Below are 17,008 nucleotides of genomic sequence, written 5' to 3' on the forward strand. Positions count from 1 at the left end.
TTTTTGTTTTGAACTGACAGCCGATCAGATTTTATTGCTGAGTTCCAAAGCACGTTGATAAGCCACTTTCTTTTTAATTCCGGTCAAGTCTGCGGCCAGTTGCGAAGCGGCCTTCACTGATAAGTCCTGTAATAAACGGCTCAACAACTGGTCCAGTTTTTCCTGTTCCAGATCTTTTTCTTCAGTTGCACCGCCAATCACCAGCACAATTTCACCTTTCTGCTGGTTGTGATCAGCTTCAATAAACTGCACCAGTTCTGCCAAAGTCATCTTTTTGATGGTTTCAAAGGTCTTGGTAATTTCACGCGCAAAACCCACAGGACGATCTGCACCAAACACCTGTGCCATATCTTTCACCGATTCCAGGATGCGATGCGGTGCTTCATAAAAAATCAGGGTTTGGGTTTCATCTTTCAACTTTTCTAACTGGCTAAGACGCTGGCTTTGGCGAGAAGGCAAGAAACCTTCAAAACTAAAACGGTCACTCGGTAAACCGACTGAACTCAGCGCGGCAATGGCTGCACATGCACCAGGCACCGGAACCACACGGATATTGTGTTGCTGAGCTGCACGAACCAGTTTAAAACCCGGATCGCTAATCAGCGGCGTTCCTGCATCACTAATCAGCGCCATGTTCTCGCCGTTTAGTAATCTTTGAATCAATACATCAATTTTATTGCTTTCATTATGTTCGTGACAGGCAGTAAGCGGAGTTGTAATATTAAAGTGCTTTAATAATTGAGCAGAAGTGCGCGTATCTTCTGCCGCGATGATACTTACAGACTTTAGAATATCAATAGCACGATAAGTAATGTCATCTAAGTGCCCAATTGGGGTCGCTACAACAAATAACTGAGCACTCATAAGGTTTCTCCAATGTTGAATAATAAAAAAATATTGATGAGCTTCATCCTGTATTGCATTTTGAATCACGCCCAAGCTGAAGTGCTGGTCATTTTACCCGAATCGGGACCTTTGGCGCGAGCCGGATTAAGTATCAAACAGGGTTTTATGAGTGCTTATCAGGCATCAGACCTGAAAACGCCAATTAGATTTGTAAACTCGGACAAAAAACAAATCGCGCAGTTGCTTAAACAAAATGTCAATAAAAAAACCCAACTGGTGATTGGACCCTTGGCACGTCAAGATGTGGAAGCTGTAATCAAGGCGCAGCCGAAGGTTCGGGTTTTGGCTCTGAATGAGGTGTCATCGCAGTTTGCCAATGTGGGACAATTCAGTTTGTCCAAGCAGGATGATGCGGTGGCGCTAGATCAGGTATTACAAAATGACCAGATCAAAGAGCTGTATGTTTTGCAGCAAAAGGATTCTGAAATTGACAATGAACTGTTTTTGATTTCTTTGCTTACCCAGACTGATTACCCGCTGAATTTAATTGAGGGAGCCCCGAAAAAATTAAATAAACAAACCGGTTTATTGTTACTGGGCAATAATAGCTGGCTAAATAAGCTGGTAAAGCTGCCACATAAAAACATCTATATCTTAGCTAATGCTATTGAACAAGATCAGGCATTACCCGTAGGGGTGAAGTTTTGTGATGCTCCGGCTTTATATGACACTGAATGGTCAGATGTCATGCAAGCCAATCAGCAAAACAGCGTTTCCATGGCCTATCAGCGACTGATCGCCTTTGGTGGTGATGCCTGGCATATTGCAAGCCAGTATTTGGTAGACCCCCATTTAAAAAGCCTACAGTTTCAGGGACGTACTGGCTTGATTCAAATCAATAATAACCTAATTCACCGGATTCCCCATTGTTATGAAAATACCAAAAAAGGGATCAGGGCATTGTGATGTCAAATCTTCCAGCGCATTTAAAATTGGGGCAATGGGCTGAACAGCAAGCGTTAAAGTTAGTAAGGGAGCACGGTTTTCAGTTGCTTGTGGCAAATTATCATTGTCGTTATGGGGAAATTGATTTAATTGTACATAAAGCTCAGGAACTGATTTTTGTCGAAGTTAAAGCGCGTTCAGTGACCCAATATGCTCAATCCTGTGAAAGCATTTCTTTTTCCAAACAACGCAAGATTATGAAATCGGCACTGTGTTTTTTGCATGCCTATCCAGAATATCAAACTTGTTATTGTCGTTTCGATGTGATTTGTTTTGATTTTTCTCAACAATTTGCAAAAACCATACAGCAAGATTTTTCCAAATTCACTTATGATCAACAATGGATTGAAAATGCTTTTACTTTTGATCAAGAGTTTATTAATCTTTGAACAAAATCATAGCGTAAATGCTGACATAAAATAGAATTTAAATTAACGATTAGGAGTCTTGCTGAGTGTTTAACCGTATTGCAATGACGTTACTGTGTGTAGCAAGTTTATCTGGTTGTGCAAGTTTTATCTCAAGTGGCACAGGGTCAGCCCCGGTAGGTACAGAAAGTGGCGCCCGTTCTCTTGGACAGGTATTTATTGATTCCTCTATAGAACGTACCGCTAAAATCAATTTATATAAATTAGACAGTCGCTTTAAACAATCTCGCGTTAATATTGAAAGTTTTCATGGCAATGTATTATTAACCGGTCAAGTGCCTGATGCACACTTAAAGCAGTTGGCTGAAGATAATGTCCGTGCCATGAGTGATGTGAAGACCGTGCATAATTACATTACTGTCGGTAACCAGATTGGTTATGGCACCATCATGCAAGATACCACCGTGACTGCGAATACCCGCGGCCTGATTATGAAAGCCGTAGTGGTATCTGACAGTAAAGTACGCATTCACACCGAAGATGGTGTTTTATATGTGATGGGGCGTTTAAATACCGCAGAAATTAATGATCTGAACCAAGTGCTGCAGCAAGTTGGCAATGTCACTAAAATCATTACCCTGATTGATAATATTGAACAGTCTAGAGCAGTGACTTCAAGCTTGAGTAGTGCGCTTGTGAATGCACAACCGGTGGAACAGACACCAGTGGCCATTGATCCCGATCAAGCAGAGCCAACCTATGCTCAATAAGGTTGTACAAGCAGTTAGAAAGGAAATCCAGCAAAAGGTCGAAAAAGCGAAAATACTCTACAAAGATTTTCGCCTTTACGATTTTGGCAGTTATGCCCTTAACCGTTTAACCCCACGCAAAGGTTATACGCTGCATGAAAATATTGCTTATGGCTTAAAAGCACGTCAGCGTTTTGATATTTTCTCCGCTGCATCTCCGCTTGAGCAGCGGCCTTTAATCGTGTTTGTCCACGGTGGGGCATGGTTGCACGGTGATAAAAAAGATTATCGTTTTGTTGGTGAAGCCTTTGCCAAAGAAGGTTATGACGTTGCGGTGATTAACTATCATCTTGCACCAGAACATGTGTTTCCAAGTTATATTGATGACCTGAGTCTGGCGCTGAATTATTTGACTCAGCATCAATCCAGATTGAATATTCGGACTGAAAAAATAGTACTGATGGGGCATTCAGCCGGTGCATTTAATATCATGTCGGCCTTGTATCATCCCCATCCTTATAGTCTGCAATGCCGTTCTCAGATTCGTGCCATTATTGGTTTGTCGGGACCCTATCATTTTGATTATAAAGATGATCCGCTATGTGCAGAGGCCTTTGACCAGAGTGTGCCTTATCAGCAGGTGATGCCTTACTATTTTATTGAATCCAATCAGGTGCGGCATTACCTGTTTTTGGCTTCCAATGATCAAGTTGTAGGGCATAGTAATTCGCAGGATTTGCACCGTATTTTGCAGGAAAAGGGCAATCATAGCCAAATGATTACCATTCCCGGAACAGGACATGTGTCTATTATGGGTTCGGTATCGAGTCTGTTTAGCCGTTATTTTCAGACCAAGAAACAAATTTTGGCGGTTCTGGATGAAGCTTTAAAACCCTAGTTTACAGCCATTCACGGGTGTCATCTGCTACGGGATGACCTTCGGTAATGTGTTTAATCATGGCGTAGGCAATACTGCCTTTAAATGGAATTTCAGGCAGTTGATCCATTTTAAAGAATTGCGCATCGCTAATTTCTGCTTCTTGAAGCTTGATTTCTCCAGAAGCATATTCAGCACGGAAGGCTAGCATCAAGTTACTTGGGAAAGGCCAGGGCTGGCTGGCAAGATATTGCACATTTTTTACTTTTAAACCGACTTCTTCCATTGTTTCACGGCGTACTGCTTCTTCTAAAGTTTCCCCGACTTCAACAAAACCGGCAATCAGGCCGTACATATTGCTTTTGTTGTTGGCATTTTTAGCCAGCAGAATTTCATCTTGACCGCGGGTAATGATGGTGATGACGCAGGGTTGTACCCGTGGATATTGATGATAACCACATGCTGGGCAAACCATGGCATATTCAGTTGCATGGGCTTCAGTTGGATGTCCACAATGACTACAGAACTTGTGGTTGCGGCGCCATTCTAACAGCTGGATGGCACGACTGGCGGTTTCAAACTGTTGGGTATCCCACAAGGTTAACAATTGACGGATAGGAACCAGTTGCAAGCCTGCAGGAATAGGTTCGTTTTCATGAAGATCACGGGCAATCACTTGATCACCCGTGCTGAAGTGAAGGTCACTTGCTAAACGTTCTACCCGAGGGAGCTGAAAGTTTTCATCGACTAGAAGTTGATGTTGATGAAAGATATAAGCAAGTGACAATTCAGACATTAGGCAACAGTTTTCAGTTTTTCGCTACTTTGCAATGCTACATCAAACATGGACTGCAGGACAGGCTGTTTTGATTTTAAATTGTCAATCAGCATGTCGGCACTGGCTAAAGTATCGAGGGTGTGGTTGATTTGTTCAGCAGTAATCGTTGCAGCATTTTCAATTTGCTGTTGAATAAAGGTTGCAGCCGTATTCAATGAAGTTCGACCCGATTCTGCATTTAAGAACAGCAGAGCACCGCCAATTTCACGTAATTGAGTAGGAATATTTTCAAGTGCAGCCAGATTTTGATCTTGCAGATACTGCATCAAGATTTGACTAGAAAGGTCAATCACAGCTCTAGTTTCGTTTAATAAAGCTTCATGTGCTTCATCTAAACGGTCTAAAGAAATGTTCATATTATTTACACGAAGTTGTAAACGGCTTGAGGTGTAATGGCGTTCCAGAACCCCAATCGAGTTCATTGCTGACAAAATGCAATTCATCAACTGCTGTGCAAAATTTTCATCTTTTAAAATATCACCTTGGCTGAGTGATGCAGCCTGACGCGATAAATCCTTATATGCTTCATTCAGGTTCAATACTTTAAAGATATTGGCCAGACTGATTAATTGCGCTTGTAGTTGCTGCGTTTTCTCGGCTGTCATATTTTGATAGTTAAATTCAATATCATTACGAATTTGTTCCATTTCAGCACTCACCAATTCACTGATGGTATGCATGGTATCAAAATCAGGGCCATAGAGATGTCGGCTGAACACCTGCAATTGTGTATCCGTTAAGTGATCTTCACCAATATTCAGCTGGCTACGGATATGTTGAGCCGTCTCATCTTCCTGGCTAATACATAGGCTTAAAATATTGGCTAGATCAGATAGGTTGGGCTTGAAGCGATCTGGCGCGCTGAAATATTGGGCCATATTGCGTTCAATGCTGACCAGGGTGCGTAAACGTGCATCATTGATCAATAAATGGTTCACCTGATTAAATGCAACATGCACCAGATTCCAGTATTGTTTGCTTAGCGTATTTTCTGCCAGACCTGCCAAATAGGCACCGACCAGTTTGATCGCTTGCAGATCTAATTCAGTTTCTTCCTGTTTAATCAGCTTGTTTAAAGAGAGTTTGTACAGGCGATGTACATATTGCGACTTTTCCAGGCTTGGTGCTTGAGGCAGCTTAAAATCAGGAGTAATACAGTCCAGTAAAGGCTCAATATGCTGACCTTCATGGCTAAGAGGTTTGCCCAGCACGATTTCTAGACGGTTTAAGGTATCCAGTAAAAATTGTGGAATTTTCACTTCGCGCAAGCAAATAAATTCGATGTAGCGTTTTAACATGGTGGTGCCTTCGCTTAAGGCAATCACTTCCTGGGTGTTAATTTGAGCAGGATTCCCCATGATCTTGCGCATTAACTCTGCAGAATATTGAGCAATTTTAGCCAGGCTTTGCATGTCAATGAGGGCAAGAACCTGGGCACACTGTTCAAACTGATTCAGTGCATCGTCAATACCAAAGGGTAAAGTGTGGTCTTCTGCCAAGGTGCTAACCGCTGATTCAACTAATTTAATTGAGTTATCAACCTCATTTTTTATTATCAGCAATGCAGTCGGGTCAAAATGAATAGAGGTTTGGTAAGAAGACATGGATCTGCACCTTTCCTAGTGTTTTATCTGTTTATGAGTAGCCCGTTCAAGGCCAAACTTCTTTGAGTTTAACTATAACGTAACTGTTAAACGTTTAAATACAAAAAACCACTAGAAATGTAGATTTTATTTTGCAAAAAGACAAGCTGTTCCATGTTTTTCTGCAAATTGTTTGACCCAATTCTCATGTGCATGCAGTTCTTCAGCTGAAGGTAAAATCACAGGCAGGTCTATTTGCACAGTGGTACGGGCAGTTTGGCCTTGTTGTTGCTCGGCTTCAGTCAGGGTATCCATATCAAAGGAAACCTGACCACCGGTCATGGCCAGATAGACATCCGATAAAATTTCGGCATCCAGTAACGCACCGTGGAAAGTACGGTCACGTTGCGGAATTTCATAACGGCGTACCAAAGCATCCAGGGAGTTTTTTTGTCCCGGGTGCTTGCTCTTGGCCATAGCCAAGGTATCGGTTACTGCACATACTTCCGATAATGCAACAAAGCCTGCGCGCTTGAACTCCATATCAAGGAAGTTCATATCGAAGGTGGCGTTATGCGCGATAATTTCTGCGCCTTTTAAATAGTCAAACAGCACATTAGCAATCTCTGCGTAAAGCGGTTTGTCTTTCAGGAACTCATCTGAAATACCGTGAATATTTTCAGATTCGCCAACAGGTTTTTGCGGATTGATATAAATATGAATGGAGCTGCCGGTCAGTTTGCGGTTGACCATTTCAATCGCCCCGACCTCAATAATCCGGTCCGTGTCCTGAAAATAGAAACCGGTGGTTTCAGTATCCAGAATCAGTTGACGTGGACCATGAACTTCCTTGGTTCGTGGGGTAATCACGATATGCGGGTGTAGTGGTTTATCCGAAGCAGGTGTTGCGCTTGCTAAAATAGGTTCTGGAACTTCCGCTAGTTGTTGCAAGCTATCTGCCTGATGGTTTTCCTGTTCCGTATTTTCTAAAGCCTGACTGTCTAAGCTTGGATTTTCTAAAGCATCGTTTTCTAAAGCTGCATTCTCCAAAACTTCGCTGTCATCTTGCAGCTCGGCTTCGATCAGGTCGAAACCAAAAGGATCGTCTAATAACCAGTCCTTTTCAGCTTTTTTTTTATCCAGCATATCCACTTGTTCTAAGTTGGTTTCGGCAGATGCTAAGGGATTTTTCATAATCTTTAAGGTTTGATCGGCACCCTGATTGGCCAGCTGATCGGCCATTTCGTTGCCTGGATGTCCGGCATGACCTTTAATCCAGTTCCACTCAATGTCGCGACCCTGACAAGTCGCATCCAGTAATTTCCACAGATCCGGATTTTTGACATCTTTCCAGTTTTTCTTTTTCCAGCCGTGAATCCATTCGGTAATGCCTTGTTTGACATATTTGGAATCGGTCCAGATGATCAGTTTGGCATTTGGAGGACAAAATTTAATGCCTTCAATTGCCGCGGTAAGTTCCATGCGGTTATTGGTGGTTTCTGCTTCGCCACCATAAATTTTATGCTTTTCTGATTCGGTAATGATATATGCACCCCAACCGCCTAAACCAGGATTGCCACGACAAGCGCCATCGACATAGAGAGTGATTGTTTGAGTCATATAAACCAAATCCGAACGCTAAAATAAGAGTCAAGTTAAACCAAGTGATTGGCATATTGTATAACGCAATTCCACCTTAAAAGTGTATTACATGGTTATTTTTTAAATTCTTGTAACATTTATAGTGAAATCGCGCTAAATTAATCGCTTGTGTCTACCCCATGCTTCACTACAATGGCAGATCTAAAAAATAAATTTTATACGAGTTGTTTGGATTTTTTTATGTATAAACCAACCGCGATTTTGTGGCAGCCTACATTACCCAATTTTTTAAAAATAACTGTACTGGGTTCAGCTTTAGCTGCTTTGGGACTGACAGGATGTTCCTCAAGTCAGAGTGTAACACATGGCTCAAAATCGAAAATGGTGGGTTCATCCGGATATCTGGATGCCGACAGCTTGGATTCATTGGAAGATTTATTGTCTGCAACAGATATGAGTGCGGTAGAAGGTGACCGCTTGCTGATCTTGAAACATGGTGATGTGTGGAAACGTATGACCGTGGGTTTCAAGATGGATCAGAGCCATTGGGATACGCGTATTGAAGCTCAGCGCGGCTGGTTTGTTTCTCGACAGCCTTATCTGGACCGTTTAAGTGCCCGTGCATCTCGTTATCTTTATCATACCGTGAAAGAAGCGGAACGTCGTGGTTTGCCGACAGAGCTGGCTTTATTGCCGATTATTGAAAGTTCATATGACCCTGCAGCGACCAGTAGTGCAGCAGCAGCCGGGATGTGGCAATTTATTCCAAGTACCGGACGTATTTACGGTTTAAGACAAACCAGTTTGTATGATGGCCGCCGTGATGTGGTGGAATCGACCCGTGCAGCCTATGAGTTTTTAGGCGGCTTATATAACCAGTTTGGGTCATGGGAACTGGCTTTGGCGGCGTACAATGCAGGCCCGGGACGTATCCAGCAAGCCATTAACCGAAATAAAGCGGCAGGTCTGCCTACGGATTACTGGTCACTGAAACTGCCTCAGGAAACCATGAACTATGTGCCACGTTTCCTGGCGGTGGCGCAAATTATTAAGAATCCGAATGCCTATGGGGTGTCTCTACCACCGATTGCTAACCGTCCGCACTTTAGGGAAGTGTCGGTGGGGCCGGTGAGTTTAAATGAAGTGGCATCGGTGACTGGTTTAAGCCGTGCCGAGCTATATCAGTTGAATCCAGGGCATCGTGGGGACTGGGTCGATGAGCAAAGCCCGATGAAGATTATTATTCCAGCCGATTTAAGCCCTGCTATTGATGCCCGACTTAAAAAGCTCTCGCCAAATTCGGGTACGCTATGGGCCAGCACTGCAAAACCTTTTACCCCGGAAAGAAGCAATCCACCTGAGTTAAATACTCAAGTGATTAATCCGGTAAAAACAGCTCCACCGGCATTAACCGCAAGCACCACCAAAACCTCTCAGCCGGTCAGCAGTACGTCGATTAAAGCAGTAAACCCTGTAACGGTAACCAAGCCTTCGACCACAACCCGTATGGCTACGCCTCAAGGGTCTGATGCCTTGGCATCTTTTGCTGCAAATAGTGATATTCCAAGTGCACCACGTATTCCTGTTGCGGTGAGTCAGGTGGCCAATGTCAAGCTAGTGACTGTAGAGCCACCATTGTCTGCGGCTGAGCGTGAGCAAATTATGGCGGCCGTGAAAGCAGACGGTGAAAATAAAACGGTAGAACAGGTGCTTCAGCCTGTGGCAAGTAAAGCTGAACAGGAAAAAGTGGTGGCAGAAATTAAAGCCATTGCACCGAAAGGCACCGAAATTGTCGATCCATTTGACGGCAAAATTAAGTTAACTGCCATTCAAACTAGCTTGTCAGTGGCTGAGCAGCAAGGTAAGGAGTTAACCAAAGGGTTTGCTTATCCAAAAGGTGTTGCGGAAAATACCAAGCCTGATTCAGATGAAGCTAAACGTAACCAAGGTAAAAATTACGTTAAGACAGATACTGAAATTGTAGTGGTTGCACCGAAAGGAAAACGCAGTACTTATACCGTTCAACAGGGCGATACTTTAGCCGTCATTGCCATGAAAAATGGCCTGAACTGGCGCGATGTAGCCAAATGGAACCAGATTGATCCAAACTCTCCGCTGTACGTGGGAACCAGCATTTATTTATACGATGCCAAACCACAAAGTACAGAGACTTCAGGCAGCAAGTCTAAAGCACAGCCGGAAACTTATGTGGTTCAAGCCAATGATAGTCTGACCGGGGTGGCTAGCCAATTTGGCCTATCGGTCAAACAATTGGCAGAGTACAATAATTTGTCGGTCAGCAGTGGTTTGCGGGTTGGGCAAAAATTATCGTTAAAAGAAACTGCGCAAAGTAATTCCGATACTGCTGAAACCAAGACTAATAATTCAAAATCCACTGCCAAAGTGAAGACCAAACCTTATGTGGTTAAGCGTGGTGAATATCTCAAACTGATTGCTGACCGTTATGCCTTGTCCAATCAGGAGTTGGCTGATTTAACCAGCGGGTTAACTGCAGGCAGTAGCTTAATGGTGGGACAAAAAATTAATGTACCCTTACATGAAGTGGCCAATAAGCCAGAAGAAAAAGCGAGTCTAGTTAAAATAGATCCGGTAGTCATTGAGCCATCTTATAAAACGGAAAATTATCAGGTGCAACGTGGCGATACCCTGTCGAGCATTGCAGCTAAATCGAAAATTTCCTTAACCGAATTGGCACAGCTGAATAAATTATCCAACAACAGTGGCGTCCGGGTAGGTCAAACCCTTAAAATTCCTGCAAGTTCAACTGTTCCGGAGAGTTATACCGTGCAATCCGGGGATAGTCTGTCGGCCATTTCTGCCAAATATAATTTAGGCATGGATTATATTGCCAATATTAACGGGATTAACCGCAATACGGGTTTACGCGTGGGGCAGCGTTTAAAACTCAGCGGTGAAGAACCCATCGCAGCAGCTAACAAAGTAGAAGTCAAAGTTGAAAAAGTCAGCTTTGAAAAGAGCGATAGCCATGTGGTGAAACCGGGTGAAACATTAAGCAGCATTGCGAAAAAATACCATTTACAGCTGGATTATTTATCAGCGTTAAATGGTTTAACCCGCAATTCCAGCGTACGTATCGGGCAACGCTTAAAAATCGAGGGTGATTTGCCCCAGCTTGAAACTAAGGCGGAAGCAGCGGTAACAAAAGCAGTGAAATCATCGAAAAGTACCGATGCGTATACCGTGAAAGCGGGCGAGTCTTTAAATGCGATTGCTAGTCGGACAGGGGTATCGGTTGCTGAATTGGCGGCGATGAATGATTTGAATGCCCGTGCCGGTTTACGCGTGGGGCAGCAGATTGTTATTCCTAAAACTGTGGTTGAATATAAAATCAAACGCGGTGACACTTTGATCGGTTTGGCTAACCGTTATGGATTAGATAAAGATAAACTGGCGGAAATGAATGCGATCAAACCAGATACCCAATTGCGTATTGGTGAAGTGATTAAAGTTCCAAACTTATAATAATGCAAAGACAGGGAGTCATTTAGATGTCATTTGCTATCGCAAAACGCTTGAGTTTTGCCTGTGGGATGAGTCTGTTGACTCAAGGGCTGTGGGCTGCTGTGCAGACTACGCCCTACATTGCAGTACATAGCCAGCCGAAATATGCTGGCTTGTTAGTCATGCCTTATGCCAATGCCCGAGCGTCTAAGGGCGGTTATTTAAGTACAGCCAGCAATGGTACTTTTGACAATCTAAACAGTATGAATGGCAAAGGCAGCTCAACGGACGGGGTGGAATATCTGTTTGATTCGCTGATGTCGAATTCGCTGGATGAGCCGGGGGTAATGTATCCCTTGCTGGCCGAAAAAGTAACGTATGATCCTGATCAAACCAAATACGTTATTTTTCATCTCAATCCCAAAGCGCGTTTTAGTGATGGCAGTGAAGTGACTGCACAAGACGTCAAATTCAGTTTTGATACCTATAAAACCAAGTCTAATCCGGGACTGCAAATGTATCTGGCCGATTTGGATAAAACTGATGTGTTGTCCAAATATGCGATCAAGATGAGTTTTAAGTCTGGCAATAATTCGGAAATGCCGCTGATTCTGGCACAAATGCCGATCTATTCCAAAAAAGATTGGCAGCATAAGGATTTTACCCGGGTCACCATGCAACCGATTTTGGGTTCAGGACCGTATTTGATTGACCGTATAGATGCCGGGCGTAGCATCAGCTATAAACGCAACCCCAAGTATTGGGGCAAAGACCTGGCGGTCAATCAGGGGCGTTATAATTTTGACCGTTTGAAGTATGTCTACTACCGTAATTTAGATATTGCTTTTGAAGGTTTTAAGTCGGGCCAATATACCCTGCATGAAGAATTTACCGCGCGTAAATGGGTGACTGAATATTATTTTCCTGCGGTCAAAGCAGGCATGGTGGTGAAATACAGGTTCCAGCATCATAATCCCATTCCAACGCAAAGTTTTGTGTTTAATACCCGCCGTGCGCCTTTTCAAGATATTAAATTTCGTCAGGCCATCAGTTATGCTTACGATTTTGAATGGCAAAATAAGGCCTTGTTTTATGGCCAGTATCAAAGGCTGCAAAGTTATTTTGCCAACAGTGAACTGGAAGCCAAAGGCACGCCAAACCATGCAGAGCTGGCAATTTTAAAACCCTATTTAGCCAAACTGAATCCCATTCAGCGGCAGGGTGTGTTGAAGAATTGGAAATATCCAGTGTCGGATGCCAGCGGGTTTAACCGCAATAATCTGCTCACGGCACGTCAGCTACTCATAAAAGCTGGTTATACCTTTAAAAATGGCCATTTGCTCGATACCCAAGGCAAGCCGATCCGGATTGAATTTCTGATTCATCAGGATGGTTTGCAGCGCACCTTAATGCCCTTTATCCGCAATATGAAACGTTTGGGAGTGGAAGTTGCGATTCGCCATGTGGATGTGCCGCAATATATCGAGCGTATGCGCAGCAAGGATTTTGACATGACCACCAACGTGATGCCGCAGTCGCTCAATCCGGGCAATGAGCAGGCACAGTTCTGGGGCAGTGCATCGGCAGATCAGCCGGGTAATTACAACTATGCAGGCATTAAAAATCCGGTGATTGATGAGGTCGTTCAGCAGGTTATCCATGCGCCGAATCGTGAGCAACTGGTACTTAGAACCAGAGTGCTGGATCGCCTGTTACGTGCCGGTTATTATCAGATTCCGACCTATGGTAAGGGAGAAAACTGGTTTGCCTACTGGAACATGTATCATCAGCCTAAGGTAAAACCCAAGCTTTCATCTGGTATTGACTATTGGTGGAGCGATGCCGAACAAGCGAAAAAAGTCACTCAATATTTACGTCAGAAATAAACAATAAGTCATAACGCAGGCACAAGGAACACTGTTTCGATGGGCATATATATACTAAAAAGACTGCTGCTGATTATTCCCACGCTGTTTTTCATTTTATTGATTAACTTTGTGGTGATTCAAATTGCACCCGGCGGGCCAGTCGAACAGGCGATTCAACAGGCGGAAACGTTTCAGGGCCTTGGTGCTACCGGGGGTGAAACAGCAAATGCCAAAAGTAATTATCAGGGTGCCAAAGGTTTAAGCGCAGAAATGGTAGAAAAGATTAAGGCCCAATATGGTTTTGATCAGCCTGCGCATATCCGCTTCTGGAACATGTTAAAAAGTTATGCCCATTTTGATTTTGGCAGCAGTTTTTTTAAAGATAAACCTGTGACTCAATTGCTCCGGGAAAAAATGCCGGTATCGCTGTCTTTGGGTCTATGGAGCACTTTGCTGATTTATCTGGTGTCTATTCCTTTGGGGATTAAAAAAGCCCGTCAGCATGGCATGCTGTTTGATAAATCTACTTCGCTATTACTCGCGATTGGCTATGCAGTACCTTCTTTTGTTTTTGCAGTATTGCTGATTGTCTTCTTTGCCGGGGGATCATATTTTCAATGGTTTCCACTACAGGGGCTAGTCTCGGAAAATTTTCACAGCCTAAGCTGGCTGGGCAAAATCAAAGACTATTTCTGGCATATGACTTTGCCTTTGCTGGCCATGGTGATTGGTGGTTTTGCCGGGCTGACCTATCTGACCAAATATTCCTTTATGGAAGAATTAAACAAGCAGTATGTACTGGCGGCACGATCCAAAGGACTCACTGAATCACGGGTGCTCTATGGTCATGTGTTTCGTAATGCCATGCTGATTGTGATTGCCGGTTTGCCTGAAGCGCTGATTGGCATTTTCTTTGTCGGCAACCTGTTTATTGAAATCATTTTCAATCTGGACGGTTTGGGACTGCTCGGGTTTGAAGCCATTCAACAGCGCGATTATCCGGTAATTTTCGGCACCTTGTTCCTGTTTACCTTGCTGGGCCTAATTTTACGACTGATCAGTGATGTGCTGTATCAGGTGATTGATCCGCGGATTAATTTTGATTCGCGAGGTGCTGAATAATGTCACCTTTAATGCAGGCGCGTTTCAAGCGCTTTCAGGAGAATCGGCTCGGCTTTGCTTGCCTGATTGTGTTTGCCATTATTTTTGTATTGTCGCTGGCTTCAGAGTTGATTGCCAACGATAAACCGCTGTTGGTGAGCTATGATCATTCACTGTATGTGCCGGTATTAAAGTCTTATCCAGAAACGACTTTTGGCGGGGTATTTGAAACCGAAGCCGATTATAAAGATCCTGCGGTGCAACAACTGATCAATGCAAAAGGCTGGGCAGTCTGGCCGCTGATTAAATACTCCTATCAAACACCTAACTTGGAACTGTCAGTTCCTGTGCCTTCCGCACCGACTTCACAAAACTGGCTAGGCACCGATGATCAGGGCCGTGATGTATTGGCGCGTATACTCTATGGCTTGCGCGTATCGCTGCTGTTTGGATTTGCTTTGACCTTTGCTTCAGCATTGCTCGGAATCTCTGTAGGGGCGATTCAGGGCTATTACGGTGGATGGATTGATCTACTGGGGCAGCGCATTCTGGAGGTATGGGGTGGTTTGCCGATGTTATTCATGGTGATGATTTTGGTCAGCATGTTTACGCCCAATGTGTATTGGCTATTTCTGATTATGCTGTTATTTGGCTGGACTACCCTGGTGGGTTTGGTGCGGGCCGAGTTTTTAAAGGCACGTAACCTGGATTATGTGCGTGCTGCACGCAGTCTGGGAGTCACAGACCGGACCATTATGCTGCGCCATATCTTGCCGAATGCCATGAGTTCCAGCCTGTCGCAGCTCCCTTTTATGCTGACGGCAAATATTACCGCACTGACGGCATTGGACTTCTTGGGCTACGGCTTGCCACCGGATGCAGCCTCTTTGGGTGAATTATTATTGCAGGGTAAATCCAACCTGAATTCACCGTGGCTGGCGTTGTCTGGCTTCTTTAGCTTGGCCATCGTCCTATCTTTATTGATTTATATTGGGGAGGCGACACGCGATGCATTCGATCCAAGACGCCAATAATCCGCCAGCTCTGCTCAGCGTTCAGCATTTAAATATTCAGCATGCAGATCACCTGCTGGTAGCTGACCTGAATTTTCAGCTGCATGCTGGTGAAACCATTGCCTTAGTCGGTGAAAGTGGTTCGGGCAAATCGATTAGCAGTCTGGCTTTGCTGGGACTGTTGCCGAGTACTTTAAAGATTCAAGGTCAGGCTTGGCTGGGGCAGAAAAATCTATTGGCGCTGAAAACTGAACAGCTGCGCCAAATTCGTGGCCAGAAAATTGCCATTATTTTTCAGGAACCGATGACCGCTTTAAATCCCTTGCATCGGGTAGAAAAAATCATTGGTGAAACCTTATTGCTGCAAGGCTGGTCTAAACAGAAGACCCGGGCACGCATGATTGAATTGCTCAAGGATGTAGGGATTCCCGATCCGGAAGATAAATTGCGCCGTTATCCGCATGAGCTTTCCGGCGGGCAGCGTCAACGCGTGATGATCGCCATGGCCTTGGCGCTAGATCCGGATATTTTAATTGCGGATGAACCGACCACAGCTCTGGATGTAACGCTACAGGCACAGATTTTAAAACTGTTGAAATCTTTACAGCAAAGCCGAAATATGGCGATGATCCTGATTAGTCATGATCTCAATCTGGTACGTCGCTATGCCGATCAGGTCATTGTGATGAACAAAGGTGTAGTGGAAGAACAGGGCAGTGTTACTGAAATCTTTAAACATCCGAAACAAGCTTATACCCGTGATTTGCTCAATCATGATTTTGGTGAAGCGTTGCACATTACAGAGGCTGAAAATTTATTAACTTTAAATCATGTTGCGGTGAAGTTTCCGATCAAGCAGGGATTGCTCAACCGGGTCAAAGATTACTTTGTCGCGGTAGAACCTTTGGACTTGCAGTTAATGCAAGGCGAATCGATTGGCATTGTCGGCGAAAGCGGGTCCGGTAAAAGCTCGCTGGCTTTGGCGATTACCCGCCTGATTAAAAGTGATGGTGAAATTGTGCTGCTCGGCACTGATATAAACCAGTGCAATGAAAAGCAGTTACGGCCTTTACGTGCTGATTTCCAGATAGTCTTTCAAGATCCGTTTAGCAGTTTAAATCCACGTCTGAATGTGGAGCAAACCATTGGGGAAGGTCTGGGCTTAAAAAAATTCTCTGCCATGGAAATATCGCAGCGCATTGATGAAGCACTGGAAAAAGTAGAATTACCGCTGAGCTTTAGAACACGTTATCCGCATGAATTATCCGGCGGTCAGCGTCAGCGTGTGGCCTTGGCCAGAGCACTGGTACTACGTCCTAAACTGCTGATTTTGGATGAACCGACTTCGGCACTGGATCGTACCACCCAGCGCGCAATTGTGAAATTGCTCAGACGTTTACAGCAGGAACATCAGATCAGCTATTTATTTATCAGCCATGATCTGCAAGTGGTAAAAGCACTGTGTCAGAAAGTTTTGGTGCTACGTCATGCACAGGTAATGGAATTTCAAAGCACTGAACAATTATTTTTAAATCCGCAAACTGAATATACCCAGCAACTTATAGAGGCGAGTCAGTATGTTTAAATTTACTGACACGTCATATTGTCAGAATGGTCATTGACGGATTGCAGAATACGTTTAGGGTATTAAAGCTAAATAAATACAAATAAATCA

At 44.0% G+C, this 17,008-nt stretch carries 13 protein-coding genes; 9 read left to right on the forward strand and 4 right to left on the reverse strand.

The genetic code is table 11. The features are described from left to right. Positions 1-24 precede the first annotated feature (24 nt). Positions 25-864 carry a 16S rRNA (cytidine(1402)-2'-O)-methyltransferase gene (gene rsmI / locus LZZ98_RS04275; RefSeq protein ID WP_086198679.1) on the reverse strand — a complete coding sequence of 280 codons (840 nt, stop codon included), beginning with the start codon at positions 862-864 and terminating at the stop codon, positions 25-27. 12 nt (positions 865-876) lie between these two features. On the opposite strand from rsmI, the gene LZZ98_RS04280 reads away from it, so the two are divergent. The 4 genes from LZZ98_RS04280 (at position 877) to LZZ98_RS04295 (ending at position 3,866) form a co-directional block, all read left to right on the forward strand. Next, positions 877-1,812: a penicillin-binding protein activator gene (locus LZZ98_RS04280; protein WP_237786782.1), complete on the forward strand. Its 936-nt coding sequence runs from the start codon at positions 877-879 to the stop codon at positions 1,810-1,812. Beyond that, positions 1,812-2,240, forward strand: a complete 429-nt coding sequence (locus LZZ98_RS04285) for a YraN family protein (RefSeq protein ID WP_237786783.1) — start codon at positions 1,812-1,814, stop codon at positions 2,238-2,240. Before LZZ98_RS04280 ends, LZZ98_RS04285 begins: the two co-directional genes overlap by 1 nt. A gap of 65 nt (positions 2,241-2,305) precedes the next feature. Further along, complete coding sequence (locus LZZ98_RS04290) at positions 2,306-2,989, forward strand: BON domain-containing protein (protein ID WP_237786784.1); 684 nt, start codon at positions 2,306-2,308, stop codon at positions 2,987-2,989. Beyond that, positions 2,979-3,866, forward strand: a complete 888-nt coding sequence (locus LZZ98_RS04295; protein WP_237786785.1) for an alpha/beta hydrolase — start codon at positions 2,979-2,981, stop codon at positions 3,864-3,866. Before LZZ98_RS04290 ends, LZZ98_RS04295 begins: the two co-directional genes overlap by 11 nt. A 1-nt stretch (position 3,867) precedes the next feature. On the opposite strand, the gene nudC is transcribed toward LZZ98_RS04295, so the two are convergent. The 3 genes from nudC to dnaQ form a co-directional block, all read right to left on the reverse strand. Further along, positions 3,868-4,641 (reverse strand): NAD(+) diphosphatase, encoded by a 774-nt coding sequence (gene nudC, locus LZZ98_RS04300; protein ID WP_237786786.1) that lies wholly within the window; start codon positions 4,639-4,641, stop codon positions 3,868-3,870. After that, a complete protein-coding gene (locus LZZ98_RS04305) occupies positions 4,641-6,287 on the reverse strand; it encodes a chemotaxis protein (RefSeq protein WP_237786787.1) in 1,647 nt (548 codons plus the stop codon). The genes nudC and LZZ98_RS04305 overlap by 1 nt, the downstream gene beginning before the upstream one ends. Before the next feature lie 126 nt (positions 6,288-6,413). Further along, entirely contained in the window at positions 6,414-7,886 is a 1,473-nt protein-coding gene (dnaQ, locus tag LZZ98_RS04310; RefSeq protein WP_237786788.1) for a DNA polymerase III subunit epsilon, read from the reverse strand. A gap of 222 nt (positions 7,887-8,108) precedes the next feature. Between dnaQ and LZZ98_RS04315 the strand changes: the two genes are divergently transcribed. From LZZ98_RS04315 to LZZ98_RS04335, 5 genes are read left to right on the forward strand one after another with little or no spacing between them, the layout of a single operon-like run. Beyond that, positions 8,109-11,372 carry a LysM peptidoglycan-binding domain-containing protein gene (locus LZZ98_RS04315; RefSeq protein WP_237786789.1) on the forward strand — a complete coding sequence of 1,088 codons (3,264 nt, stop codon included), beginning with the start codon at positions 8,109-8,111 and terminating at the stop codon, positions 11,370-11,372. A gap of 26 nt (positions 11,373-11,398) precedes the next feature. Beyond that, positions 11,399-13,237, forward strand: a complete 1,839-nt coding sequence (locus LZZ98_RS04320) for an extracellular solute-binding protein (protein ID WP_237786790.1) — start codon at positions 11,399-11,401, stop codon at positions 13,235-13,237. Positions 13,238-13,276: 39 nt separating this feature from the next. Continuing rightward, positions 13,277-14,341, forward strand: a complete 1,065-nt coding sequence (locus LZZ98_RS04325) for a microcin C ABC transporter permease YejB (RefSeq protein WP_237786791.1) — start codon at positions 13,277-13,279, stop codon at positions 14,339-14,341. Then, a complete protein-coding gene (locus LZZ98_RS04330; RefSeq protein WP_237786792.1) occupies positions 14,341-15,354 on the forward strand; it encodes an ABC transporter permease in 1,014 nt (337 codons plus the stop codon). The genes LZZ98_RS04325 and LZZ98_RS04330 overlap by 1 nt, the downstream gene beginning before the upstream one ends. Beyond that, positions 15,329-16,918 (forward strand): ABC transporter ATP-binding protein, encoded by a 1,590-nt coding sequence (locus LZZ98_RS04335; protein ID WP_237786793.1) that lies wholly within the window; start codon positions 15,329-15,331, stop codon positions 16,916-16,918. Before LZZ98_RS04330 ends, LZZ98_RS04335 begins: the two co-directional genes overlap by 26 nt. Positions 16,919-17,008 lie beyond the last annotated feature (90 nt).

The sequence above is a fragment of the Acinetobacter sp. SM34 genome (assembly GCF_022012365.1).
Classification (GTDB): Bacteria; Pseudomonadota; Gammaproteobacteria; order Pseudomonadales; family Moraxellaceae; genus Acinetobacter.

Excerpts from the sequence above, each read along its gene's own strand:
- LZZ98_RS04285 (WP_237786783.1), top strand. The coding sequence starts at position 1,812 with ATGTCAAATCTTCCAGCGCATTTAAAATTGGGGCAATGGGCTGAACAG.
- LZZ98_RS04305 (WP_237786787.1), bottom strand. The coding sequence starts at position 6,287 with ATGTCTTCTTACCAAACCTCTATTCATTTTGACCCGACTGCATTGCTG.
- LZZ98_RS04325 (WP_237786791.1), top strand. The coding sequence starts at position 13,277 with ATGGGCATATATATACTAAAAAGACTGCTGCTGATTATTCCCACGCTG.
- nudC (WP_237786786.1), bottom strand. The coding sequence starts at position 4,641 with ATGTCTGAATTGTCACTTGCTTATATCTTTCATCAACATCAACTTCTA.
- LZZ98_RS04335 (WP_237786793.1), top strand. The coding sequence starts at position 15,329 with ATGCATTCGATCCAAGACGCCAATAATCCGCCAGCTCTGCTCAGCGTT.
- LZZ98_RS04315 (WP_237786789.1), top strand. The coding sequence starts at position 8,109 with ATGTATAAACCAACCGCGATTTTGTGGCAGCCTACATTACCCAATTTT.
- LZZ98_RS04330 (WP_237786792.1), top strand. The coding sequence starts at position 14,341 with ATGTCACCTTTAATGCAGGCGCGTTTCAAGCGCTTTCAGGAGAATCGG.
- dnaQ (WP_237786788.1), bottom strand. The coding sequence starts at position 7,886 with ATGACTCAAACAATCACTCTCTATGTCGATGGCGCTTGTCGTGGCAAT.
- LZZ98_RS04295 (WP_237786785.1), top strand. The coding sequence starts at position 2,979 with ATGCTCAATAAGGTTGTACAAGCAGTTAGAAAGGAAATCCAGCAAAAG.
- LZZ98_RS04280 (WP_237786782.1), top strand. The coding sequence starts at position 877 with ATGTTGAATAATAAAAAAATATTGATGAGCTTCATCCTGTATTGCATT.
- rsmI (WP_086198679.1), bottom strand. The coding sequence starts at position 864 with ATGAGTGCTCAGTTATTTGTTGTAGCGACCCCAATTGGGCACTTAGAT.
- LZZ98_RS04320 (WP_237786790.1), top strand. The coding sequence starts at position 11,399 with ATGTCATTTGCTATCGCAAAACGCTTGAGTTTTGCCTGTGGGATGAGT.